We start from the raw sequence: 21,764 nt of genomic DNA, 5'->3' as shown, positions 1-21,764 counted from the left end.
CTATTGTTCCTTTGTTTTAGTATGTTGATACCGTGCCATAGTCATGTACCACCGGTGATAATGGGCCAGCGTCTTTGTTTTCTATGTCGTAAAAGTTCTGAAGGGCGTTCTTAACGAGATGATTTGCTATGTCATAGGTTGAAAACTCTAGCGTGGTTACATTAATTGGCTTTTGATTATTGACCTTATTCTCTACCTCGCCTGGCAGGCAAGCTGCTACTACGGAAACATCTTGAGGTACTCTAAAGCCCAATTCCTCTAATAATGCATGAGCCGATATTGCAAGCGCCTGACTAGTGCATATGAGTGCTGAAAAGGGTTTCTCGCTAGAGACGAGTTCAAGCACAGCATCATTGGCACATGGTGCTTGGCTAGCGAATGTATAATCAGATGAGAAAGTGGTGGCTTGCAATTTATCGATATTGAGAAGACGATGAGTGATAAGAGCTATATCGCTATGATTGTGCTGTTTAAGGTAATCATACGCTGACAAGACAACTGCTTCTGCATTTGCCTTTATGGCTAACGGGTTATTTTCCTCTGCCGCCATATTAAAAATAAGACTGTTACGTGTTTTGTAGGGTGCCTTATCCAGCGTGGTTTGCTGCATAGAAAATACAATGATGCCGTCACAGCCTTGAAGGTGAAGGTAATTAATAGTGTCTTCTTCACTTTTGTTTGAGTCGCTGGAAAAAGCTATTAAGCAACGCTTTTGATGTTTTCTAAAAAGCTGCTCAATAGAAAACAACAAATGTGCGTAAAACTGCATATGTTGATTCGGTAGCACTATGCCTACCGTATTTGCATGTTTTGCAGCTAGGGAACGTGCATTTTGATTGGGTTTATAGGCTAAAGCTTCTGCGGCTGCTTTTACCTTTTCAGTCATTTTTGCATTTACGGTGCCTTTGCCGTTTAACACTCTTGATACAGTAGAAAGCGAGACGCCAGCTTTTTCTGCTACTTGATATATGGTTGTCATAGTTTGTAAGCACTTACTTTTATAGATTTTCTTTTAGCGTTAACGCACGTTTGCAATTCCCTTAGTATTTATCCAATTCACTTTTCTATAATTTTTTTATGCATTTACTGGACGAAATGGCAAACACCGACAACACTTCACTACGTAACACGGATACGTTAACGGTATTCCAATAAGAGTCAACACATGGAGGTAAACAAGCCACGTAACACATGAAACAGAAGAGAGAATTCAATGCTTAAGCGAACACTTGCGTCCATTTTGCTTACATCAGCGGTTAGTGTTTCTGCATTAGCAGAAGTAGCCGTTATCGTTCACCCTGGTAATAGTGCAGCCATAGATGCTGACGCGGTTGAACGTATTTTCCTAGGTAAGAAAAGTCAGTTTCCAGACGGCGCAGAAGCATTGCCTATCAATATCGAGAGCGGCGGTGCGGTAGATGAATTTAACAACAAAGTACTCGGACGCAGTACTGCTCAGGTTAAAAGCTTTTGGTCTAAGCAAATTTTCACTGGAAAAGGCACGCCGCCAAAAGAGGTGGCGAGTGACGCTAGCGTTATTGACCTTGTCAAAAACAACAAAAATGCCATTGGCTATGTTGATGCTGCCAACGTGACTGGCGACGTTAAAGTTGTATTTACTAAGTAGGAGCCAACATAGTGAAAGCGAATAAATTTAGCTTAGCAGTGCTATTAACTGCCTCGATCTCCGCTTCTCAAACGTATGCTGTTGATAACGTTCGAATAAATGGTTTTGGCAATGTAGTAATGGGCGTGACGTCTTCAGACGACACCTTTTTGGGGTACGACGATAACCCCGATTTCAGCAACGAAAGCTTATTTGCCCTTCAGGTTTCAAGCGATATCTCTGACAAGCTGTCGGCCACTGCGCAGGTGCTTGGGCGTGGTAGTGAAGACTTTGATGTGAACTTTGAGTGGGCATACTTAAGCTACAAAATCTCAGACTCGCTAACCTTAGTTGCAGGGCGTTCGCGTTTACCGTTATTCACTTATTCATCATCGCTTGATGTAGGCTATACCTATCACTGGATTACAGCACCTAGCGTGGTTTACAACGTACCATTTAATAACCTTGATGGGGTGAAACTATCTAAAACGGGTTATGCAGGTGGTTGGGACTACATGGTAGATGTAGCATTTGGTCAGTTTAAAGGTACAACCCTTGGTGCTGAAAACCGAGGTGAAAATACCGCACTGATATCAGGGCAAATCAGCAACGAAACGTTCACTTTTAGAAGTGTATATGGACGTACAACAAACACTATCGATTTGGCAAACTCTGAAGATGCGACAGCACAAGCGCTAGGTAATGGCTTTGACAGTCTCGAGGCTGCCGGTTTTGTTGATTTGGCAGACTCCCTTCGTATTGAACAAGACACCGGTGAATTCGTTGGTTTCAGTGTGATGTACGATAACTTTGACTATTTCATTGGTGCAGAACACACTGAGATTAAAACAACGAACACGTTTGCTAACGACGACGAAGCATATTATGTGACGGTTGGTGCCCGCTTTGGTAAATGGACTCCTGCTCTTACTTATGAAAATTTTGAGTCATCTGGTGATGTGAAATACACCGCCCAGATTGCGCAAATTGCCTCCTCTGGTCTTCCACCTGAGGCCGTAGCAGCATTGTCGGGTTTGGCTATCGGTAGTCAGCAGTCACAACTGTCTGACTATTCTATAGTAACCGCCTCACTTCGCTACGACGTTACGTCAGGAATGGCAATAAAGGCTGATATTTCGAAACGGTCAGATGACGTGGATGATAACCAAGATGCAACGCTCGCGCGTTTGGCAGTGAACTTTGTGTTCTAGGTAGAAAAGAAAAGCTCCGCTTACGGGCGGAGCTTTTTGGTGTTACTCAATATTCTGAATTTGTTCGCGCATTTGCTCAATAAGCACTTTAAGCTCTACGGCTGACTGCGTGATATCGGTGCTGATGGATTTAGAGCCCAGCGTATTAGACTCACGATTAAACTCTTGCATCATAAAGTCTAAACGACGGCCTACAGCGCCACCTTTTTTCAAAATGTTGCGGGTTTCTGCTACGTGCGCGTTAAGGCGATCGAGTTCTTCGGCTACATCAACCTTCTGAGCAAGCATTATCATTTCTTGTTCAAAGCGTCCTGCGTCTAGTTCTACTTTCGCCTCTTCAAAACGTGCCTGCACTTTTTCGCGTTGCCACACCATAATTTCAGGCATACGCTCTGTTACTTTGCCTACTTCAACATCAATGGCATCAAGGCGTTGGGTAATCATGCCTTTAAGTGCTTCACCTTCGGTTGCACGTGCACCAATAAAGTCAGACAAAGCCTGATCGAATGCCGCCATTACATCGGCATGGATGGTGTCCATATCCGCTTCTTCGGCTGCAATTACACCAGGCCAGCGCAACACGTCTAATGGGTTTACGCCCGTTGACTGTCCATGAGATTGAACCCAGTCGGCAGCGTTTAACACTTGCTTGGCAAGTTCTTCGTTAAGGCTAAGCTTAGTGACCGCCGCGTCATTTGCCGTAAATCGCAGTGCGCATTCTACTTTACCTCGGGCTAGCTTTTTGCGAAAACGCTCGCGAAGAACAGGCTCTAGTGAACGAAATTGCTCAGGAAGGCGAAAGTAAGTTTCTAGAAAACGCTGGTTAACTGAACGGATTTCCCAAACCGCAGAGCCCCACTCTTTCTTGGTCTCTACGCGTGCAAACGCGGTCATGCTGTAAATCATAAATATCCTTAACGCTAAAAAGTGAAAGCCTGCAAAAACAACGCGACGTTTTTCGTGTTGTATACGGTTCGTTCAAAGGCAGGTTTTCTTGTAACGTTAATAATAACCCACAAAAGCATATTTCTATACAAAGTTCGTTTTTAACGCTTGCGTGTATTGCGTTATACTTACGCCAATTCAACTTGCGCCACAGCGCCAATGGTTTTTGTACTATGCGCAAAACGGTCAAGTTTCTCATTTTTGCATTTACGTTGTGGAGAACACTATGCGTCCAAGCGGCAGAACCGCCAGTCAAATTCGCCCTGTTACAATTACTCGTCAATATACCTGCCATGCAGAAGGCTCTGTGCTTGTAGAGTTTGGTAACACCAAGGTGCTGTGTAATGCGACTGTGGAAGAAGGTGTACCACGCTTTATGAAGGGGCAAGGCAAAGGCTGGATTACAGCGGAATACAGCATGCTTCCACGTGCTACCCACACACGCAGTGGCCGAGAGGCAGCGCGTGGCAAGCAAGGTGGTCGTACGTTAGAAATTCAGCGTCTTATTGCTCGTTCGTTACGTGCCGCAGTTGACTTAAAACTGCTTGGTGAAAACACCATTACGCTAGACTGTGACGTTATTCAAGCCGACGGCGGCACACGTACAGCTTCAATTACAGGCGCTTGCGTGGCACTGGTTGATGCGCTGACATACATGCGTAGCAAAGGCATCATTAAAACTAACCCACTTAAGCACATGATTGCAGCGCTGTCGGTTGGTATTTATGAAGGCACACCTATTGCCGATTTAGAGTACACAGAAGACTCTGAAGCAGAGACCGATATGAACATCGTTATGACTGAGACCGGTAAGCTTATTGAAGTACAAGGCACCGCAGAAGGCGAACCATTCTCGTTCGAAGAGCTTGATGAAATGCTTAACATTGCTAAACACGGCTTACGAGAGCTATTCGATATTCAAAAAGCAGCACTAGCGTAATAAGAGGTTGTCATGAAAGCGTTTCAGCGTGATTTTATTGAATTTGCCATAGAGCGTGGCGTATTAAAATTTGGCGAGTTTACGTTAAAGTCGGGCCGTGTAAGCCCATACTTCTTTAACGCTGGGCTGTTTAATAGTGGTGGCGACCTTGCCAAACTAGGCCGCTTTTACGCTGATGCACTTACTGATGCTGGCGTTGACTTCGATGTGCTGTTTGGCCCTGCCTACAAAGGTATTCCCATTGCAACGACTACTGCAGTAGCACTGTTTGACAGCCACAAGGTAGACGTACCTTACTGCTTTAACCGCAAAGAAGCCAAAACCCACGGCGAGGGCGGAAATCTAGTAGGTAGCCCTTTAGAAGGTAAAGTTATGCTGGTGGATGACGTCATTACTGCGGGTACCGCAATTCGCGAGTCAATGACGTTAATTGAGCAGCAAAATGCAAGTTTATCTGGGGTGCTTATTGCGCTTGATAGACAAGAGCGCGGTAAAGGTGAACTGTCTGCCATTCAAGAGGTAGAGCGCGATTTCAACACCACCGTTATTTCAATTGTGTCGTTAGCCAATGTGGTGGAATACCTTACAGAAAAAGGTGGTCATGAAGACCAGATTGGCGCTATCAACGCATACCGTGAAAGCTATGGCATCTGATTTCGACACGGCATTTAACAGTGCGAATACGCATTTAGATGCGCTGGGTTTGCGTTGTCCTGAGCCAGTTATGATGGTGCGCCTAAATATTAGAAAATTGGCAGACGGAGAAACGCTTTCGGTTACCGCCGACGACCCGTCTACTGCCCGTGATATTCCCAGCTTTTGTCGGTTTATGGATCACACCCTTGTAGCGTCTCAAACCGACGTTATGCCCTACCAATATGTGATTAAAAAAGGCGTGTAGCGTTGTCTGCGCGCCTTTTTAGTCTAATACGTCGTTACGCTTTTTCAATTGCTGCTTGCAACAACAGTTGTTGAATAATCTGTTTGCTTTGCGTGCAGGGGCAGTGAATATCAGTCATATGTACGCTTTCTTTCTTCAGCATTTGTTGTAGTACAGACGCTTTCAAACTAAGCGTAATAAACCCATCGTCATGAATAGTGTGATTAGTAGGCATGGCTTCTCTCCATCTGCAATAATGTTCTTACATTAGTGTAAATGAGAATTATTATCAAATAAGAGGTTGAAATTTACGATGGGTTTCAAGCAATATATTGATTATCCCGATAAATTAGACAGCCACCACAGTAGCAATACCAGTAGCGTTATTGCCGCGACGGCTTTCATACGGTAGCGCTTTATCAGCTTTTCAGCGTGATTTCCCGCAAAGTAGACCACAATTGCTAAACCGAAATAACGCAGAGAACGAGCAATAACAGTTGCCAGCAAAAATAAGGGTAAAGAGAATTTTGTTGCGCCTGCGGCAAGCATGGCAACTTGAAAGGGAATGGGCGCAATGCCTAAAGTCATAACAAACCAAAAACCTTGCGCCTGCATTTTTTGTTGTACATTGTTAAATTGTTGTTCGTCGAAGAACGTGGTGATTAGCCAGTCACCAAATACATCAAACAAGTAATAGCCCAAAGCGTAACCAAACAAAGCGCCAATAACACACCCAATGGTTGCCATTAAGGCTATTTTCCAAAGCAACTCACGCTTTGCCTGCAACAACGGTATTAATACCGCTTCAAGGGGAATAGGCACTATAGTTGACTCAAGAAAAGACGCCAATGTAATGCTTTTCAGCATGTGTTTTGAGTCTATTAATTCTCTTGTCTTTCTCTTAACCTTTTTACTTAGTGCCATGTAATCCTTACTACTGTTGTTTGTATATTACACCGTCTTTCATTACAAAAGAGATGCTTTCCATTAGCGAAATGTCTTCTAATGGGTTACCTGATACTGCCACTATATCAGCAAGTTTTCCTTGCTCTAGCGTGCCAAGAATATCGCTAATCCCCAATAAATTTGCGCTATTCACAGTTGCACTAAGTAGCGCATCCTCCGGTGTCATTCCCGCTTCCACCATCAGTGAAAACTCTTGCGCATTATCGCCATGCGCTGAAACACCACTGTCGGTACCAAAAGCAATTTTCACGCCCGCTTCATAGGCTTGTGCAAAGGTATTTTGAATAAGTGGGCCTATGGCCGCGGCTTTAGGGCGCACTAAAGCCGGAAAATAGCCATCAATTTTTGCTTTGTCGGCAACAAACTTCCCGGCTAATATAGTAGGCACGTAATAGGTGCCGTTTTTCTTCATGAGGTCGCGAATTTCATCGTCCATGTACGTGCCGTGCTCAATAGAATCTACGCCCGCTTCAATAGCGCGCTTCATACCTTCACGGCCATGGGCATGCACCGCTACGGTCATACCATAGTCTTTTGCTGTATCAACAATCGCTTCAAGCTCATCGGTCATAAACTGCGGGTTTTGACCGCTTTTCGCTACACTTAGTACACCACCTGTAGCGGTGATTTTTATTAAATCAGCGCCATCTTGATAACGAGAACGTACCGCCTCACGGGCTTCCACTTCGCCATTAACAACACCCTGTTCGGGGCCTACATCAGGGCGAAGCTGGTGAGAAATCCCGTTACTAGGGTCAGCATGTCCGCCTGTTGTGGCAATAGATTTACCTACTGTATAAATACGTGGTCCTGTCGCATAGCCATTAGAGATAGCATTTCGAAGCGCTACGGTTTCGTAAAAACCGTCACCCAAATTTCTAACGGTTGTAAAACCAGCATCTAGCGTTATACGCGCATAGTTAGCGGCACGCAGCGCATAGTCAGCTTCATTTAACGAAAAACGGTCTAAATAGGTCTGAGGGCCGCCGTGCTGCATAGACAAGTGCACGTGCATGTCCATTAACCCAGGCATTACCGTGGCATGTTTTAAATCAATAACGGTGTCGCCCTGCCCTGGCTCTTTATAACCACGTTGAACTGATGAGATCTTGTTTCCATCAACAACAATGGTCACTTCTTGCTGTAAGGTTTTTGATGTGCCAGTAAATACGTTACCAGCGTGAATGAATGTAGCGGCTTGTATGCCTGCTGATACTGTCATTAATGTGGCAGAAATGCTGATAGCGGTAAGGGCTTTTTTCATAGTAGGCTGCTTCTTGTTGATATTATCGACACAATTGAATGTAAAACAGCCGTGAGGGGAACGCAAAAAAAAGTGATAAGTAGTAATAAATTAGAGGAGTTATGTTGGCAGTGTCGTCACTGGGTTTTCTTCTACCATGACAACTGCCAATACTGAAATAAGAACTCGCAGCTAAATGCTTACTTCGCCAATAACAAACCTTGTGTTGTTAGAGCGGATAGTAAACTGTGTGCTAGCTGCTTGCTGTTCTTCTGATCCTTGCTCTAACAGCTGGTAATACACATTTTGGTGCAGTCGCGCCCATAGGTTTCTTCGTACATTAATGTAAGGGATTTCTGTGGCATCAGAGTCTTTAAGCGCATCGGGCGGCGTGCGAAGTTGTAACTGTTCAGCGTTTGACAGTTCGATGTCATCACCTGTTTGCGTGGTAAATACAAAAACGTTGTTGCCAGTATCTTTGTTAGTTTTTCTGTGCCATTGCGTAATGAGAAAAGGTGTATCCTCTACCGTAATACCTACCTTTTCAACCGGCGTTACCAGAAAATACTTGTCATTCTCTTTCTTTAAAACAGAGGCAAACAATTGAACTAAGCTAGCGCGCCCTATTGGACTGCCTTCGTAAAACCAGCGACCATCAAGTGCAATAGTCAGGTTTATGTCACCGCAAAAATCAGGGTCCCACTTTTCTACAGGAGGAATGGGACGCGACGTTGAAGTCGCGCCTTTGAGCTGGTTTTGAAACCTAGTTAGATCCACGCTCTTCTACCAGCGTTTTAATTTCACGCAGTTTTGCTTTTATACGACGCATGTTGTCAGGCCCTGTTCGAAGCAACTGCTTTTGCGGCTCGTTCAAGTTTTCTAGGCGTTCATCAGCATATTTATACGCTACTGAGTCGGTATACACTTCAACTGGAACCGGTACTTCTGGCGTATCAAGTAGTTGGTCGATGGCTTGTAACAATACTTGATTGAAATCTTTGTCAGGATCGCCAATTTCATCATATTTAGCCTGTATATCACCTTTGTATGTAGCGTACACATCTAGCAAGGCTTCATTGTTGAAAGACTCAAGCATATCTACATACGGTGTATAGCGTTTATAACTTGCTGCATCAATCCATTGTTTACCAGCCTGAGAGTACACGCGGAAATTCTGCTCTGGTGGTGTTAATAGCTGATGGTTGGGTGCCATTTCATCGTTTGCTAAATTAGTTACCGAAACCACAAAGCGCTGCAGTAAACCTTCATTTACCAACATGCGATTTACCGTGTCGTCGCTGGCGGTTGAGCTATCTAATAGCGATGATTTTACAGCGGGGTCACTTATATCTAATGGCTCTGGTTCAGTTTCTTCTACTTCAGGAAGTGGCTCTACTTCTTCTTTTTCTTCAAGCTCAACGGTAGGTGCTGCTGGCTTGGGTTCAAAAATATCAGGCTCTATCGGAGCAGGTTCGTTTGGCTCAGTAATCGCAGGTTCTGGTTCTGTAACCTCTTCAGGCGCTTTTTCGCTTGGCCAAAATACTACGGCTAGTACAACAATTAGTAGAATGCCGATAATAATAAATATTGGACCTAACGACTTCTTTTCTGACAACTCGCTCATACTGTCTCCGCTTTAAAAATATCCTTTTAGTAATACTATCAAACATATTACTTATATTCAGACTTTCAATAATAAGAAACGTTCAAACTTCAAAAATATGCTGTTGGTGTCTTTTGATACAGCAATTTTCAGAAAATAGCGCAACTCTCTTGGTCGATTAGGGGTACTTACCTATTACGTGTACCGCTTGTTACATTTAATATATAAAAGTTGTTGATGAATTTAAACAATTGTTTAACATCTGAAGAAAGATCACTCTTTGAATTCATCATGACTGTAATTTTATTTGCGCTACCTGCGTTTTTTATCTTAATTGCATTGGAGCTTTTTTGGGATTGGAAAAAGCGTACAGGCCACTATCGTGTAAACGATGCAGTAACTAGCTTAAGTGCTGGGGTTTTGTCACGTGTGGTGGCGATTGGTCATCAACTTATCCCGTTTACGGCATATGTGATTGCCTACGAATATATTGCTCTTTTTGAGTTGAGTAATGCATGGTGGGTGTGGGTAGTTGCCTTTGTTGCCTACGATTTTTTCTATTATTGGAATCATCGTATGGGCCACGAAATGAGCATTTTGTGGGCGGCGCATGTTGTGCACCACTCTAGTGAAGATTACAACCTTACAACAGCGCTGCGACAAACCAGTGGTGCGCTGTTTAGCTGGGTATTTTATCTGCCGCTTGCAGTAGCAGGGTTTTCACCAGAGATGATTATAACCGTTGGCGCGTTGAACCTTGTTTATCAGTTTTGGGTGCACACTCAACACATTGATACGCTAGGTTGGATGGAAAAGGTGTTTGTAACACCGTCAAATCATCGTGTTCACCATGCACAGAATCGCGTATATATAGATAAAAATTACGGTGGTGTTTTTATTCTTTGGGACCGTTTATTCGGTACTTTCATTCCAGAGCTCAGCAACGAAAAACCGGTATTTGGTATTCGTGGGGCACTGAAAAGCTTTAATCCTCTCATGGCCAATATCCAGGTTTATAGCCGTCTTGCTAGGGACAGTTATTACACAAGCCGATGGAGTGATAAGTTTAAAGTTTGGTTTGGTCGCACGGGTTGGCGCCCTGCTGATGTAGCCGAGCGATTTCCAGAGGAGAAGCTTCCCTTGAATGTATTCGAAAAATACGATCCCAAATTGTCAGATTCGGTGAAGAAATATTGCGTATTTCAACACGCAGTTATGCTAGCAATTACCGTTTTTTTATTACTGAACGTAAGCGTATTAAGTGCTTCGCAGTTATTGGTGCTTTCTGCAACCGTAATAATGTGCAGTATTCAAATCGGCACTGTCCTGTCGGGTTCAAAGTTCGCTTTGGCTCTGGAGGGACCAAGGTTGCTTGTTTTCCCTTTAATGTGGTTCGCATCAGGGCTTGGTGATGTTGCTATAGTTTTTGGCGCACTGTCTGCTGTAAGTTTGACGCTTCTTGTTTGTGTTATAAGAAAGGGGTACATCCGCCGAACTTACACTGCCGCCGATAGACGAAGCAACACAAGCCAAGTTACTACTGAACTATAAATTTATTCTCAGCGTATTAGTTTTAAATAAAAAAGCCGCAAAAGCGGTTTTTTTTGCTTTCTTTATTCGTGCGTTTCGCTGAGGTTTTTATGCACAAGTTTTATTTCCGCGATATTGAAGACACCCCAACCGTTATTGATTACCTTGAAGTACAGTCTTATGAGATGAACGTGTACCTTGTTTATCTTTCAATTGGTGACAAAAGCGGCATGGTGTACGACAAGAAAGATAAGCCTATGCGCTTTTATTCGTCTGGTCATATTCGAGAAGCCTTTGCACACTGCAGCGTGGAAAAAGCGGTAATGAAGCACGATACACCGTACGATGAAATGATAGGAAACCCACCGAAGAGTGCAGAGCAAATGGCGCTGCCTTTTAGCATGGACTTGCCCTACTAGCTTCGTTAAAAGCTTGCCTTTCTAACAACGTTTTATAGCGTCGTGTCAAGCCATGGCGCGGCGGCAGCACGCATATTTACACGTGCGCCAAGACGCTTCGCCAGCAAAAATAATCCACCCAATTTTCGATGAATAAACAAGGCATCGACAGGGGGCGTGTGCCAAAAATCGTGCTGCATGGTTAACGCCATGCCTTTATCGTGCAAGCGCGCTATTAAGTCACTGTTGCCAAAGTCGTAAGGCCCTTCACTTCGAATTGATTCACAGGCTTCCATGCCAATATCAAGAACTGCGCTTATTTGCGCCTGAGAATGTGATTCATCTATTAACCCTATGGCAAACGCCGCCGCTAGCATGCCCTCTTTATTGTTAGTAGCCGCGCTGTTCAGTAGTGCTTTGTATTGCTGTGATAAGTGCGTTGGTACTTCTCGAGTTGCGCCAAAATCTAAAAGCACTAATTGTTTGGTGTCGACCTTGTACTTGTAGTTGGCTAAGTTGGGATCGCTTTGAATAAGCGTAAACTCAAAAACTTCTTTAAAGAACAGGGTCATTAGCGAAGTCATTATGCGGTCGCGCGTTTCTTGAGGCTCGTTTAATAACGTGTCTAAGCTGTCGGCCTCAATAAAGTCCATGGCAAGCACTGTAGGTGTTGTTAACGCTGAAAAGCGCTCTGGTACTACAAAGTCGTTATTCTTGCCTAAATGCTCGCGGTACCGCGTTAGCATAGCGGCTTCTCTATGATAATCGGCTTCTTGGTGCAGCTGCTGCTTGGCTTCTTCAAGTAAAGGGGCAATGTCTAACGACTTAGGTACCAAACCGGTTAGTTTAATAAGCGTTGCAACATTATCTACGTCGCTGTTGATGCTTTTTTTCACTCCAGGGTATTGCACTTTTATCGCTAGCATTTTTCCGTCCATGGTAATGGCTTTGTGCACTTGTCCGATAGACGCTGCAGCGATAGGTGCAAAAGAAAAGTAAAGCAGCGAGTCTTGCCAGTTATCTCCCCACGCGTGGTTTAAGGTATCAACAAGTTGTGATTTTGGCATCGGATCGGCGTCTTCGCGTAAACGCCCCATAATAGCGGCCAATTCTGGGGGTAAGAAATCACCCGTATCCATGGATATTAACTGCCCTAGCTTCATTGCTGCGCCGCGCATGCTTGCCAGTTGATTAGCAATGTTGCTGACGTTTTTTGGGGTAAGTAATAACGACGATAGTGCTGGTTTCTCGCCTTTGAGTAATTGTCCAGCTCCCTGCGTTACCACACTTCCTGCAATTTTGCCGGCCAATGCGCCTAAACGGCTCACTCGGGACAGTCGTGAGGAGGGAATGGCCTTACTTTTACGTGGTGCAGGTTTATCAGACATGTATATAGGGCTCTTTGTGGGTAAATATGTTTTACCTATCAACATACGTTTGGCTTTGCGTATGCGATTAGTTCAAAGCGCCGATGCGCGTGCTATTGCACAAGCCGCTGTGCTTGCCGTTGCATAACGTCTGCTAAATAAGTTGAGAAACAAACTGCAGGGTAAAACCAATTACACTACCGTAAGCAAAGCCCGTCCAACCATTACTACTGCGATAGCGCCATAAAGATGCGCCAAAAAAGCCGCACCATAGCATGGCTGAGTACGTTGCAATCATGCCATTACCCATGCCGGTATTAGGTAAAAACAGCATAACAATAAACGTAAGCACCATTGCACCACTTAATAGCACCCACATAACGTTCTTTTTGTTGGCAAAAGCGTTGTCTTTACTTTGTTTGCTATTACTTTCAGCGTTCGCGCTAAGTGTATTTTGTACCTCGGCTTCTTTTGCTTTGGCAGATATTCGCTTTCTTTCGCTTCTTGACTGCATACGCTTCGCGCCTACTGGTGTTGCTGCACTTGTGCTCATCAAAAGCCCTTTTTGTGTTTAATTGCCCACGTTAACGTTAGTGAAGTTAGGCCTAAAACACTATAAGACTTCAGTCTCACATGCGCTTAGTCAACATGCTCGAATTATCAAATTCAAAAACAAAAAAGCCCGCTTTATAAAACGGGCTTTCTACAACTTTTAAGCTATTCAATGCGTTAGTGATCGTGGCCTTTAAAGCTTACTTCAAGCAAGTTCACCGTATCGGCAAAGGTCAAGGTTTTAATATCACCTTTACCTTCAACGTTTATGGTGTTCACTTGTTTAGGCCACAGGTCGCGCAGTGCGTCATGGCGAATTTGCAAACCTTCTAGTGCAGGTGGCTCAGCGGTTTCTTGGTAAACCCAAAAGTGCTTACCTTCCACTTCAAAGCCTACTTCAGCCAAAGGCAGTGACTCACCTTCACTGTTCAATATAGCGAAGTGCTTTGCCACATAGTCGGCAAACGCCTGTTGTGTAGCTACATCGTCCATAATGTCAGCGTGCTTGTTGAACAGCGCTTTAACTGCATGCTCGGCGTCATGTAAATTAAAACGGTGCATTACTTCGATGTTCTCGGTGCGCTGGTTAAATAGCACGGTAGTAATGGCGGCTTTAATTTGATGCGCTTGAACCTGTGCACTAAACACAATGGCACACAACAAGCTAAACGTAACAAGACTAGCAAGCAGAGCAGATTTGCCCTGCTTGAAGGTCAAAGACAACTTATGCGTCATCTTTGTCCTCTTCTTTGTCTTCGTCTTTATCTAGCTCGGTTTTTGAATCGTGCATAAGGTCGCGATACTCGTAGGTATTACGCGGCTTGTTCTTATACGCTTCAATGCGTGATGGAATAATGCGACGTGGATAGTGGTTGTTTTCTACATCAACGTCAGCCGTTTCCCAATGCGGGTCAACCGTTACGCTAACAAGGTTCTTGTCTTTATCAGTAACGATAAGCTTGCTAACCGCTTTCGGTGTACGACGCCAAATTTCAGCAGGAATGCGCATCTCTTCTTTGCTGCCGTCTTCAAACGTTAGCTCAAGAATAATAGGCATTACCAAACCACCTTTGTTACTAAAATCTAGCACGTAGTAGTTTTTGTCTTCTTTAACCGCACGCTCAAACGCTTTACGCTCCCAAGGCTCAAGCTTATCAAGAAATTTCTTGTACTTGTTGCGCTCTTTGTTAGTTACCGTGTAGCGGTCGTTTTCATCGTAGAAGTCGCGAATATCTTCAAAACGGTCAACCCACAGCTTTTTACCTTCTTCTTTGTTACGAATATCGGTAAGCGACTTTGGCTTTTCCATTTCTGCTTCACGCTCGCGCGCAAAGTCGATATCTGGATCTTCAGTATCTAAACGAAGCTTGTAAACGCTGTCTAGGCTAATGTCTACGTGATCTGTTGTGTAGAACCACCCGCGCCAGAACCAATCAAGGTCAACACCCGATGCTTCTTCCATAGTGCGGAAGAAATCTGAAGGCGTAGGACGTTTAAACATCCAGCGTTGCGCATACTCTTTAAAGGCGAAGTCGAATAGCTCACGACCAAGAATGGTTTCACGAAGAATGTTTAGTGCTACCGCTGGCTTAGTGTAAGCATTTGGACCAAGGCGAAGTACCGAGTCAGACTGGGTCATAATTGGCACTTGAGTTTGAGACTTCATGTAGCCTGTAATATCGCGTGGCTCAACACCCCATGGAATAGTTGGATCCCATTCGCGGCCAGCAACACCGTCTAGGAAGCTGTTAAGGCCTTCGTCCATCCATGTCCACTGACGCTCATCAGAGTTAACCGTCATTGGGAAATAAATGTGACCTACTTCGTGAATAACCACGCCAATTAGGAAGCGCTTTTCAGCCAGTGAATACGTACGTGAGCCGTCATCGCGAAGCTCGGTACGTGGGCCGTTGAAGGTAATCATTGGGTATTCCATACCACCTACTGGGCCATTTACCGACTGCGCTACCGGATACGGGTAGTCAAAGCTAAAGCGGCTGTATACATCCATCGTGTGGATGATAGATTCCGTAGAGTATTTCTCCCAAAGCTCACCGCCCTCTTTCGGGTAAAAAGACATCGCCATTACAAGCGGTTGTGTATCGCCACCTTGCTGATAGCCACGTGCATCCCAAGCAAACTTACGTGAAGACGCCCATGCGAAGTCACGTACGTTGTCTGCTTTAAACGTCCACGTTTTAAGCTTCGAGGTACCTTCTTTTTCGTTTTCAATCGCTTCCTCTGGCGTTACGATGAAAACAATACGGTCAGCTTTTTCTGCTTTTTTCAAACGGTCGCGCTGCGTTTTTGTTAGCACGTCTTTCGGGTTTTGAAGCACACCTGTTGATGAAACGATGTGATCAGCAGGTACCGTAATATCTACTTCATAGTTACCAAACTCTAGCGTGAATTCACCGCGTCCAATGAACTCTTTGTTCGTCCATGCTTCGTAATCGGTGTAAGCCGCAAGGCGCGGGAACCACTGAGCTAGCAAGAAGATATCATTGCCGCCTTCGCGCTCATCATCTGGGAAGTGTTCGTAACCTGCTCGCGCCGACACAGCATCTTCTTCAACAATGTTGAACGCAAAGTCGATATCGAAAGTCACTTTCTTGCCGGGCTTAAGTGGCTTGGCAAGATCTACACGCATTAGTGTGCCAACAATGGTGTGGCGTAAGTCGTTGCCTGACTTATCTTCAACGCGAGAAATCGTATAGCCAAGCTCGTTATCTTCAACGAACTGCTGACGGCGAAGTGCACCCATGCTTAATTTAGCTGGCTTGTTGCCGCTAGCCGCTTGCGTACCCGGTCCACGATTACCAATACCACCAAAGGTAGTGGTAAGCGCCGACATTGAATCGTCGCGGAATTTATTTTGATCTAACTGCACCCATAAGTACTTAAGCGTATCTGGTGAGTTATTGTGATAAGTAATGGTTTCTTTGGCTTCAATACGGCGCTTGTCTTCAAGTAGTTTTACGTCGATGTCGTAGTCTACTTGTTGTTGCCAATACTGGTGGCCAGGCTCGCCCGCTGCGTTGCGGTATACATTAGGTGTTGGTAGTACTTCGTCTAGCTGACGGAATTTGTCTTCAAAGTCGCCTTTAGTTTGTTTAATAGCGGCGTTTGCACTTGGAAGAGATATCAGCATAGACAATACTGGCGCAAGCCAGAATAAGTGTCGTTTTGCGGTGCTCATGCAGGATCCTTGCAACTTGTATGTTGGAATTGTTATAGAATAACAAATGCTAGTATATCGGCCTCCTTAAATGGATCCAGTTTTTGACCGTAAACTAATTAAGTTTTAACGCAAAAATTGTGTAACAGAACGTTTGCTTACCTGCTCAACTGTCGTATTCTTGAGCTCTTGTTTCCTTTTTATCTCCTATTATGAATCGTTTCACTTGGCAGCGTGCTGTCATAAAAGTCGGTAGTGCTCTTATAGCGCCAGAGGGCAATGAGTGCAGTGGTCGTTTTCTATTGGCATTAGCCCGCTTTATTACCGCAAGCCGAGAAGCTGGCAAAGAAGTCATTTTAGTATCTTCTGGCAGCGTTGCAGCAGGTCGCAGCAAAGTTAAAATACGCCACAATGCTTCAATAGCAGAAAAACAAGCCATGGCGGCCATTGGTCAAACACTTATGATGGCAAATTGGCAGCGCTTTTTTGATTTTCCCTGCGCACAGGTGTTGTTAACCGCCGACGATTTACGCGACAGAACCCGTTACGTAAATATCAAAAACACATTGCGCGAAATACTTAATCATCAGGCGTTACCTGTGGTTAACGAAAACGACACTGTTGCGGTAAACGAGCTAAAAGTGGGAGATAACGATAATCTTGGCGCCTACACGGCTCTGGTAGCACAGGCCGATACCCTAATAATATGTTCAGATATTGACGGTCTTTATACCGCCGACCCGCGCAAAGATCCAACCGCTACACTTATTCCAACGGTTGAAAAAATTGACGCTACCATATATGGCCTAGCAGGCGGTGCTGGTACGTCTGTAGGTACCGGAGGTATGCGCACTAAAATAGAAGCTGCTGAAAAGTGCACCAACAGCGGTATTCAAACGCTTATCGTTAATGGGCGAAAAGGTGAAACCTTTGATAGTTTGCTGGAAGGCAGCGTGCCAGGAACCTTGTTTAAAGCAAACAGCACGCCGTCGAGCGCTAGACGATTGTGGCTTACGCATACACTTAAAACCGCTGGCACTATTGAAATAGACAGTGGCGCAAAAGAAGCACTAGTGAAAAAAGGGGCTTCGTTATTGCCATCGGGTATTACACATATACACGGGCAGTTTGAACAGGGGGATGCAATCGACGTGGTGTGTAATGGTAGCACGATAGCGAAAGGCCTTAGCTTGTATAACGCAAAAGACTTATTACTTATAAAAGGGAAAAAGTCGAAAGACATTGCCAGTGTGCTAGGTTATGAAACAGCTGATGTCGCCATACACCGAGACGATATGGTGCTGTTTTAACGCGCTTTAATCACTGCCGCCATTTAAAAAGGACAAGCATGACCGATATAACGCCTACCCTTTCCGACTATCCTTATAACGTTGTTATTGCCACTCGCTGGCAAGACAATGATGCCTATGGTCATATCAATAACGTAGTGTATTACGGCTTTTTCGACACGGCGGTAAACCGCTTTCTTATTGAAGAAGGCGGGTTAGATATCCATAAAAGTCAATCGGTGGCGTATGTGGTTAGTAGCCAGTGTCAATATATCGCCCCCGCAGCGTATCCAGAAGATATTTACGTAGGGCTGCGAGTGATTAAGATAGGGAGAAGCTCGGTAACGTATGGTTTGTCGGTGTTTGCTGGAGAGTCGAAAAGGCGCGTTGCTCATGGCCAGTTTGTTCATGTTTTTGTAGATAGAAAATCAGATAAAGCCATACCTATTCCGGTAAAAATCAAGTCGGCCCTTGAGTCGATATGTGATGTGCTATGAGTCAACATCGTATTGTTTTTCTTGATGCCGAAACGCTGGGCTTAGCGTCTCTTGATTCAAAAGGCTTAACCGAAAATTTTACCGACAGCACAAAAGATGGGCTGTCAGAAGGGCTTTTAGAAGCACAAGCAAACAGCATTGACGCTGATGTAACCATTTTTGATAATACTGCGCCTTCAGAGGTTAAAGAGCGAATTAGGCATGCTAGTGTAATCTTGGTGAACAAGGTGGTGCTGAATGCCGACACGCTTAGCGCTGCTAACAGTTTGAAGTATATTGGCGTAACCGCTACTGGTATGAATAATATCGACCTAGACTACTGCAATGCTAACGGTATTGAAGTGCGTAATGTCACGGCTTACGGCACCGACAGCGTGGCCCAACATACCCTTACATTGCTGCTTAATGTCGCTACACGGTTTGTGCAGTATCAGCATGACGTGCATGCGGGAAAGTGGTCGGCGTCGCCTCATTTTTGTTTGTCATCTCACCCCGTAGTAGAACTAGCCGGAAAGCATGCGGTTATTGTTGGTCATGGTGAGCTTGGCAAGCGCGTTGAAGTATTGCTAAAAGCACTAGGTATGCGGGTAAGCATTGCGGCAAGGCCAGGGAAAAAAGAGGATACGCGTCCATCGTTGTCTTCACTGTTACCCCATGCCGATGTGGTGACGCTGCATTGCCCGTTAACTGACGACACCAATCAATTAATTGATGCAAACGCGCTTTCGTTAATGAAACCAAGCTGTTTTCTTATTAATACTGCGCGCGGCGGGCTAGTGGATGAACACGCGCTACTTAACGCATTGATGAGCAAGCAACTAGGCGGTGCAGGTTTAGACGTATTATCGGTAGAGCCACCACCGGAAGACCATATTCTGCTAAAGGCAAACTTACCTAATTTAATCATTTCACCGCATAACGCGTGGATAGGTGTTAACGCAAGACAAACGCTGTTAGATAAAACCGTGGAGCAGTTAAAGGCATTTATCGCAGATAGGGGCAATGCGTAATGAATAACGCAACATTATTTGCCCTATGCTGTCTTATTTGGGGTTCAACATGGATTGCAATTACCTATCAAATAGGCCACACCTCTGAAACCTTTGCTATTGCTTTACGTTATTTATTGGCGTCGGCCTGTTTAGGTGCGTATTGTTTGGTTAGAAAACTTCCGCTAACGCTTCCCGTCCATGTGCATGTGAAAATGGCGGGTGTAGGGCTGTTTCTTTACAGTTTGAATTACACCCTGCTTTACATGGCTCAAGCACATATTATTAGTGCCCTGTTAGCCTTGATGAGCTCATGCATTATTTACATAAATGTAGTGCTAAGACGCTGGTGGTTAAAAGAGCCCATACGAAAAGAGGTAGTGATAGGCGCGACCTTTGGCTTAATTGGCATTGTGTGTTTGTTTGTGCCTGAGTTCTCGAAAGTATCAATGGATGCTGCGCTTGCTATTGGGTTAGGGATAGCGTTTGTGAGTTTCTTTTGTGCATCAGTAGGTAATGTAATTTCTGAGAGAATACTTACATCGGGCACACCTGTAATTCAAATGAACTTTTATGCCATGTCATACGCCATGGTGCTGTTATTCATTACCTCACTCTTAGCGCCAGGCGATATTGTTATTCCTACAAGCACTAGCTTTTATTTGTCGTTAGTGTATTTGGCATTATTTGGGTCTGTATTCGCATTTGGCGCATACATGAAGTTGCTAAAGCAGATGGGGGCAGATAAGGCTGCCTATGTGGTTCTTGTTTACCCTATGGTCGCACTTGTTATATCCACATTTTTTGAAGGTTACCAGTGGACCATGCTTTCTGTTGTAGGGGTTATTGTGGTGCTGGTGGGCAACGCTATAGCTATGGGCAAGGTGCCCTATTTTATGCGTCGCCCTTCAATACCAAATTAAGCTGGCCTGCGTTGCTTAACGCAGTGCGTTAATTTTCTTGTTTAGCTCGTAAGCAGGCTCGGTAACAATGGCCTCAAGCGTTTCAACGCGTTCCATTAAGGTTTTAATTTGCTCGTCTTTTTGCTTTAACTGCTGTGCTTGCTGCGACGTTTTACCGGCAATGAATGGATTGCTGCATTTACCGTTCATCCAGTCATTTAATCGCCACTGGAACTTGGCATCCAGGTAACACGCTAAGAGCGCAATAGACGTAATACCGCTGAGTAGTAAAACAAGGCTTAACGTTGACATTATGCTCTCCTTAAAAGTGGTGATGGCTGTCAAAATTTATCTGTGTGGAAATATTTAGGTGTCAAAAATCGTCTTTATTTCTTTCCTTCATAATCACTAGTCAGTTGTTACCGGAAAAAATTACAGAAATTTTTTAATGGCATAAAAAAATACGCAAAAAAAGCTGTAATAAAATTCAAAGCATGCAGACTGTATGAATATGAAATGGGGTAACACCTTAATAATTAGGCACTAAAATCAATAAAGGGCAGGAAGCTTGGGGCAAGGGTTCGAAGAGGTTTTTACGCAATACGGCGCATTGCTAAGCCGTGTGGCCAGCAGTTACGAAGCGAACGAGGCTATGCAGCAAGAATTGTTGCAGGAAATTGCTATTGCCGTGTGGCAGGGCCTATCAAGGTTTAAAGGCGATAGCAGCGTAAAAACCTATATTCTTAAAATTGCCCACAATCGTGCGGTTACTCATGTAGCAAGTCAGGTTAAACGGGTAGATACACACCGTTATGAAAATGAAGAGCTTGGTAGCGATGGCTATGCAAGTAATCAACACTCTCCAGAAACTGCCTCAAGCCAGCAGCAGTCTTTAGCCCGTTTACTCAAGGCCGTACGAGAACTTCCTTTACAGCAAAGGCAAGTATTAACCCTGTCTCTTGAGGGGCTAAGTTACGATGAAATTGCAGATGTTTGCGGCCTTACTAAGAGTCATGTGGGCGTAATTTTAAAACGTGCGAAACACGCCGTTATGCAGGAGGAACACCATGCACAGTGATAACGACAATCAGCAAGGTGACAATGCGTTAACTGAACTTTGGCAAGCACAGCCTACAAACACTATCGATGTGTCAGAGGTAAAGAAAAGCTTTAACAGCGAGCGTGTAAAACAGCGCCTTTATATACTGATTGACATCATTCTGTTGCTTCCGCCTCTATATTTGGTGTATCTGGCTTGGGGAGAAATGACGTTTGCGGCCAGGGCATTATGTTTGTTTATGGTGGTAACAGCTGTGCCGTTAGTGATGTATCAGTTATGGTTACGACGCGTCGCAGCGTTTACAAAAGATTCGCACACGTTAGATCATCTACAGCAGTTCACGCATCAAATAAAAAATAATATTCGCATTGCGTTTCTTACCAAACACTCGGCATGGCCTGCGTTTATTGTTTTGCCATTATTTGTATTGGAACGGCATTTTGCTGGTGCGCTTAGCCCTGAAAAATGGGACAAGTTAATCATTGCCCTGCCAATAGCCAGTATCATTGTTATTGTATGGGGTGTATGGGCGCATAAACGACAGCAGCGATTTGAGGCACAGCTGGCAGTGTTGCAAAGTATGGCCGACAAACGCGGCCATTAGCGAG

At 44.5% G+C, this 21,764-nt stretch carries 26 protein-coding genes; 14 read left to right on the top strand and 12 right to left on the bottom strand.

Annotation, left to right across the window (positions count from 1 at the left end):
* Positions 1 to 16 precede the first annotated feature (16 nt).
* Positions 17 to 979, bottom strand: coding sequence for a LacI family DNA-binding transcriptional regulator (locus tag V7R35_RS07425; protein ID WP_334014097.1), 963 nt, complete (start codon positions 977 to 979; stop codon positions 17 to 19).
* A 234-nt stretch (positions 980 to 1,213) separates the two neighbouring features.
* Here V7R35_RS07425 and V7R35_RS07420 point away from each other — a divergent pair, with 234 nt between their 5' ends.
* Together V7R35_RS07420 and V7R35_RS07415 are read left to right on the top strand one after the other, a co-directional pair.
* Complete coding sequence (locus tag V7R35_RS07420; RefSeq protein ID WP_334014096.1) at positions 1,214 to 1,627, top strand: phosphate ABC transporter substrate-binding protein; 414 nt, start codon at positions 1,214 to 1,216, stop codon at positions 1,625 to 1,627.
* An 11-nt stretch (positions 1,628 to 1,638) separates the two neighbouring features.
* Positions 1,639 to 2,817: a topoisomerase IV gene (locus V7R35_RS07415; protein ID WP_334014095.1), complete on the top strand. Its 1,179-nt coding sequence runs from the start codon at positions 1,639 to 1,641 to the stop codon at positions 2,815 to 2,817.
* A gap of 42 nt (positions 2,818 to 2,859) precedes the next feature.
* Here V7R35_RS07415 and V7R35_RS07410 read toward each other — a convergent pair whose 3' ends face one another.
* Complete coding sequence (locus V7R35_RS07410; protein WP_334014094.1) at positions 2,860 to 3,723, bottom strand: YicC/YloC family endoribonuclease; 864 nt, start codon at positions 3,721 to 3,723, stop codon at positions 2,860 to 2,862.
* Between the two features lie 265 nt (positions 3,724 to 3,988).
* Here V7R35_RS07410 and rph point away from each other — a divergent pair, with 265 nt between their 5' ends.
* The 3 genes from rph to tusA are packed head-to-tail and all read left to right on the top strand — an operon-like array spanning position 3,989 to position 5,603.
* Positions 3,989 to 4,702, top strand: a complete 714-nt coding sequence (gene rph / locus V7R35_RS07405) for a ribonuclease PH (protein WP_334014093.1) — start codon at positions 3,989 to 3,991, stop codon at positions 4,700 to 4,702.
* Positions 4,703 to 4,714: 12 nt separating this feature from the next.
* Positions 4,715 to 5,356 (top strand): orotate phosphoribosyltransferase, encoded by a 642-nt coding sequence (gene pyrE / locus V7R35_RS07400; protein WP_334014092.1) that lies wholly within the window; start codon positions 4,715 to 4,717, stop codon positions 5,354 to 5,356.
* Positions 5,346 to 5,603, top strand: coding sequence for a sulfurtransferase TusA (gene tusA, locus V7R35_RS07395; protein WP_334014091.1), 258 nt, complete (start codon positions 5,346 to 5,348; stop codon positions 5,601 to 5,603). Before pyrE ends, tusA begins: the two co-directional genes overlap by 11 nt.
* Before the next feature lie 34 nt (positions 5,604 to 5,637).
* Here the strand turns inward: tusA and V7R35_RS07390 are convergent, their stop codons facing one another.
* The 5 genes from V7R35_RS07390 to V7R35_RS07370 form a co-directional block, all read right to left on the bottom strand.
* A complete protein-coding gene (locus V7R35_RS07390) occupies positions 5,638 to 5,817 on the bottom strand; it encodes a hypothetical protein (protein ID WP_334014090.1) in 180 nt (59 codons plus the stop codon).
* A gap of 101 nt (positions 5,818 to 5,918) precedes the next feature.
* A complete protein-coding gene (locus V7R35_RS07385; RefSeq protein WP_334014089.1) occupies positions 5,919 to 6,506 on the bottom strand; it encodes a YqaA family protein in 588 nt (195 codons plus the stop codon).
* Between the two features lie 10 nt (positions 6,507 to 6,516).
* Positions 6,517 to 7,770, bottom strand: coding sequence for an amidohydrolase family protein (locus V7R35_RS07380; RefSeq protein ID WP_438823453.1), 1,254 nt, complete (start codon positions 7,768 to 7,770; stop codon positions 6,517 to 6,519).
* Positions 7,771 to 7,983: 213 nt separating this feature from the next.
* A complete protein-coding gene (locus V7R35_RS07375; protein ID WP_334014087.1) occupies positions 7,984 to 8,568 on the bottom strand; it encodes a DUF1285 domain-containing protein in 585 nt (194 codons plus the stop codon).
* A complete protein-coding gene (locus V7R35_RS07370; protein WP_334014086.1) occupies positions 8,555 to 9,415 on the bottom strand; it encodes a DUF3014 domain-containing protein in 861 nt (286 codons plus the stop codon). Before V7R35_RS07370 ends, V7R35_RS07375 begins: the two co-directional genes overlap by 14 nt.
* Before the next feature lie 270 nt (positions 9,416 to 9,685).
* On the opposite strand from V7R35_RS07370, the gene V7R35_RS07365 reads away from it, so the two are divergent.
* Together V7R35_RS07365 and V7R35_RS07360 are read left to right on the top strand one after the other, a co-directional pair.
* Complete coding sequence (locus V7R35_RS07365; RefSeq protein ID WP_334014085.1) at positions 9,686 to 10,945, top strand: sterol desaturase family protein; 1,260 nt, start codon at positions 9,686 to 9,688, stop codon at positions 10,943 to 10,945.
* Between the two features lie 89 nt (positions 10,946 to 11,034).
* On the top strand, positions 11,035 to 11,343 hold the full coding sequence (locus tag V7R35_RS07360; RefSeq protein WP_334014084.1) for a DUF6482 family protein: 309 nt from the start codon (positions 11,035 to 11,037) through the stop codon (positions 11,341 to 11,343).
* Positions 11,344 to 11,375: 32 nt separating this feature from the next.
* Here V7R35_RS07360 and V7R35_RS07355 read toward each other — a convergent pair whose 3' ends face one another.
* Entirely contained in the window at positions 11,376 to 12,710 is a 1,335-nt protein-coding gene (locus tag V7R35_RS07355) for an ABC1 kinase family protein (protein WP_334014083.1), read from the bottom strand.
* Between V7R35_RS07355 and V7R35_RS07350 the strand changes: the two genes are divergently transcribed.
* Positions 12,709 to 12,837, top strand: coding sequence for a hypothetical protein (locus V7R35_RS07350; protein WP_334014082.1), 129 nt, complete (start codon positions 12,709 to 12,711; stop codon positions 12,835 to 12,837). The two genes, V7R35_RS07355 and V7R35_RS07350, sit on opposite strands and share 2 nt — an antisense overlap.
* Positions 12,838 to 12,843: 6 nt before the next feature.
* On the opposite strand, the gene V7R35_RS07345 is transcribed toward V7R35_RS07350, so the two are convergent.
* The 3 genes from V7R35_RS07345 to V7R35_RS07335 all read right to left on the bottom strand — a co-directional run bounded on the left by V7R35_RS07345 (position 12,844) and on the right by V7R35_RS07335 (position 16,440).
* Entirely contained in the window at positions 12,844 to 13,242 is a 399-nt protein-coding gene (locus tag V7R35_RS07345; RefSeq protein ID WP_334014081.1) for a hypothetical protein, read from the bottom strand.
* 176 nt (positions 13,243 to 13,418) lie between these two features.
* Positions 13,419 to 13,976 (bottom strand): DUF6702 family protein, encoded by a 558-nt coding sequence (locus V7R35_RS07340; protein WP_334014080.1) that lies wholly within the window; start codon positions 13,974 to 13,976, stop codon positions 13,419 to 13,421.
* The gene (locus V7R35_RS07335; protein WP_334014079.1) at positions 13,966 to 16,440 is read right to left on the bottom strand and encodes a M1 family metallopeptidase; all 2,475 of its coding nucleotides are present in this window, start codon (positions 16,438 to 16,440) and stop codon (positions 13,966 to 13,968) included. Before V7R35_RS07335 ends, V7R35_RS07340 begins: the two co-directional genes overlap by 11 nt.
* A 191-nt stretch (positions 16,441 to 16,631) precedes the next feature.
* On the opposite strand from V7R35_RS07335, the gene proB reads away from it, so the two are divergent.
* From proB to V7R35_RS07315, 4 genes are read left to right on the top strand one after another with little or no spacing between them, the layout of a single operon-like run.
* Positions 16,632 to 17,729 carry a glutamate 5-kinase gene (gene proB / locus V7R35_RS07330; RefSeq protein WP_334014078.1) on the top strand — a complete coding sequence of 366 codons (1,098 nt, stop codon included), beginning with the start codon at positions 16,632 to 16,634 and terminating at the stop codon, positions 17,727 to 17,729.
* Positions 17,730 to 17,767: 38 nt separating this feature from the next.
* Positions 17,768 to 18,205, top strand: a complete 438-nt coding sequence (locus tag V7R35_RS07325; protein WP_334014077.1) for an acyl-CoA thioesterase — start codon at positions 17,768 to 17,770, stop codon at positions 18,203 to 18,205.
* On the top strand, positions 18,202 to 19,215 hold the full coding sequence (locus V7R35_RS07320) for a D-2-hydroxyacid dehydrogenase (RefSeq protein WP_334014076.1): 1,014 nt from the start codon (positions 18,202 to 18,204) through the stop codon (positions 19,213 to 19,215). The genes V7R35_RS07325 and V7R35_RS07320 overlap by 4 nt, the downstream gene beginning before the upstream one ends.
* Positions 19,215 to 20,117: a DMT family transporter gene (locus V7R35_RS07315; RefSeq protein WP_334014075.1), complete on the top strand. Its 903-nt coding sequence runs from the start codon at positions 19,215 to 19,217 to the stop codon at positions 20,115 to 20,117. Before V7R35_RS07320 ends, V7R35_RS07315 begins: the two co-directional genes overlap by 1 nt.
* A 15-nt stretch (positions 20,118 to 20,132) precedes the next feature.
* Here V7R35_RS07315 and V7R35_RS07310 read toward each other — a convergent pair whose 3' ends face one another.
* Positions 20,133 to 20,408, bottom strand: a complete 276-nt coding sequence (locus V7R35_RS07310) for a hypothetical protein (RefSeq protein ID WP_334014074.1) — start codon at positions 20,406 to 20,408, stop codon at positions 20,133 to 20,135.
* 256 nt (positions 20,409 to 20,664) lie between these two features.
* On the opposite strand from V7R35_RS07310, the gene V7R35_RS07305 reads away from it, so the two are divergent.
* Both V7R35_RS07305 and V7R35_RS07300 read left to right on the top strand, forming a co-directional pair.
* A complete protein-coding gene (locus tag V7R35_RS07305; RefSeq protein WP_334014073.1) occupies positions 20,665 to 21,174 on the top strand; it encodes an RNA polymerase sigma factor in 510 nt (169 codons plus the stop codon).
* Complete coding sequence (locus V7R35_RS07300; RefSeq protein WP_334014072.1) at positions 21,164 to 21,760, top strand: hypothetical protein; 597 nt, start codon at positions 21,164 to 21,166, stop codon at positions 21,758 to 21,760. The genes V7R35_RS07305 and V7R35_RS07300 overlap by 11 nt, the downstream gene beginning before the upstream one ends.
* The last annotated feature ends 4 nt before the right edge of the window (positions 21,761 to 21,764 follow it).

It is taken from the genome of Alteromonas sp. S167, from assembly GCF_036864375.1.
GTDB lineage: Bacteria > Pseudomonadota > Gammaproteobacteria > Enterobacterales > Alteromonadaceae > Alteromonas.
The sequence above is the reverse complement of the archived record's forward strand: the minus strand, read 5'-3'. Positions and strand labels throughout refer to the sequence as shown.

What these genes read in the sequence shown, in the direction of transcription:
- V7R35_RS07425 (WP_334014097.1), bottom strand. Translation starts at nt 979, where the DNA reads ATGACAACCATATATCAAGTAGCAGAAAAAGCTGGCGTCTCGCTTTCT.
- V7R35_RS07420 (WP_334014096.1), top strand. Translation starts at nt 1,214, where the DNA reads ATGCTTAAGCGAACACTTGCGTCCATTTTGCTTACATCAGCGGTTAGT.
- V7R35_RS07410 (WP_334014094.1), bottom strand. Translation starts at nt 3,723, where the DNA reads ATGATTTACAGCATGACCGCGTTTGCACGCGTAGAGACCAAGAAAGAG.
- rph (WP_334014093.1), top strand. Translation starts at nt 3,989, where the DNA reads ATGCGTCCAAGCGGCAGAACCGCCAGTCAAATTCGCCCTGTTACAATT.
- pyrE (WP_334014092.1), top strand. Translation starts at nt 4,715, where the DNA reads ATGAAAGCGTTTCAGCGTGATTTTATTGAATTTGCCATAGAGCGTGGC.
- tusA (WP_334014091.1), top strand. Translation starts at nt 5,346, where the DNA reads ATGGCATCTGATTTCGACACGGCATTTAACAGTGCGAATACGCATTTA.
- V7R35_RS07390 (WP_334014090.1), bottom strand. Translation starts at nt 5,817, where the DNA reads ATGCCTACTAATCACACTATTCATGACGATGGGTTTATTACGCTTAGT.
- V7R35_RS07385 (WP_334014089.1), bottom strand. Translation starts at nt 6,506, where the DNA reads ATGGCACTAAGTAAAAAGGTTAAGAGAAAGACAAGAGAATTAATAGAC.
- V7R35_RS07380 (WP_438823453.1), bottom strand. Translation starts at nt 7,770, where the DNA reads ATGACAGTATCAGCAGGCATACAAGCCGCTACATTCATTCACGCTGGT.
- V7R35_RS07370 (WP_334014086.1), bottom strand. Translation starts at nt 9,415, where the DNA reads ATGAGCGAGTTGTCAGAAAAGAAGTCGTTAGGTCCAATATTTATTATT.
- V7R35_RS07365 (WP_334014085.1), top strand. Translation starts at nt 9,686, where the DNA reads ATGACTGTAATTTTATTTGCGCTACCTGCGTTTTTTATCTTAATTGCA.
- V7R35_RS07360 (WP_334014084.1), top strand. Translation starts at nt 11,035, where the DNA reads ATGCACAAGTTTTATTTCCGCGATATTGAAGACACCCCAACCGTTATT.
- V7R35_RS07350 (WP_334014082.1), top strand. Translation starts at nt 12,709, where the DNA reads ATGTATATAGGGCTCTTTGTGGGTAAATATGTTTTACCTATCAACATA.
- V7R35_RS07355 (WP_334014083.1), bottom strand. Translation starts at nt 12,710, where the DNA reads ATGTCTGATAAACCTGCACCACGTAAAAGTAAGGCCATTCCCTCCTCA.
- V7R35_RS07345 (WP_334014081.1), bottom strand. Translation starts at nt 13,242, where the DNA reads ATGAGCACAAGTGCAGCAACACCAGTAGGCGCGAAGCGTATGCAGTCA.
- V7R35_RS07340 (WP_334014080.1), bottom strand. Translation starts at nt 13,976, where the DNA reads ATGACGCATAAGTTGTCTTTGACCTTCAAGCAGGGCAAATCTGCTCTG.
- V7R35_RS07335 (WP_334014079.1), bottom strand. Translation starts at nt 16,440, where the DNA reads ATGAGCACCGCAAAACGACACTTATTCTGGCTTGCGCCAGTATTGTCT.
- proB (WP_334014078.1), top strand. Translation starts at nt 16,632, where the DNA reads ATGAATCGTTTCACTTGGCAGCGTGCTGTCATAAAAGTCGGTAGTGCT.
- V7R35_RS07325 (WP_334014077.1), top strand. Translation starts at nt 17,768, where the DNA reads ATGACCGATATAACGCCTACCCTTTCCGACTATCCTTATAACGTTGTT.
- V7R35_RS07320 (WP_334014076.1), top strand. Translation starts at nt 18,202, where the DNA reads ATGAGTCAACATCGTATTGTTTTTCTTGATGCCGAAACGCTGGGCTTA.
- V7R35_RS07315 (WP_334014075.1), top strand. Translation starts at nt 19,215, where the DNA reads ATGAATAACGCAACATTATTTGCCCTATGCTGTCTTATTTGGGGTTCA.
- V7R35_RS07310 (WP_334014074.1), bottom strand. Translation starts at nt 20,408, where the DNA reads ATGTCAACGTTAAGCCTTGTTTTACTACTCAGCGGTATTACGTCTATT.
- V7R35_RS07300 (WP_334014072.1), top strand. Translation starts at nt 21,164, where the DNA reads ATGCACAGTGATAACGACAATCAGCAAGGTGACAATGCGTTAACTGAA.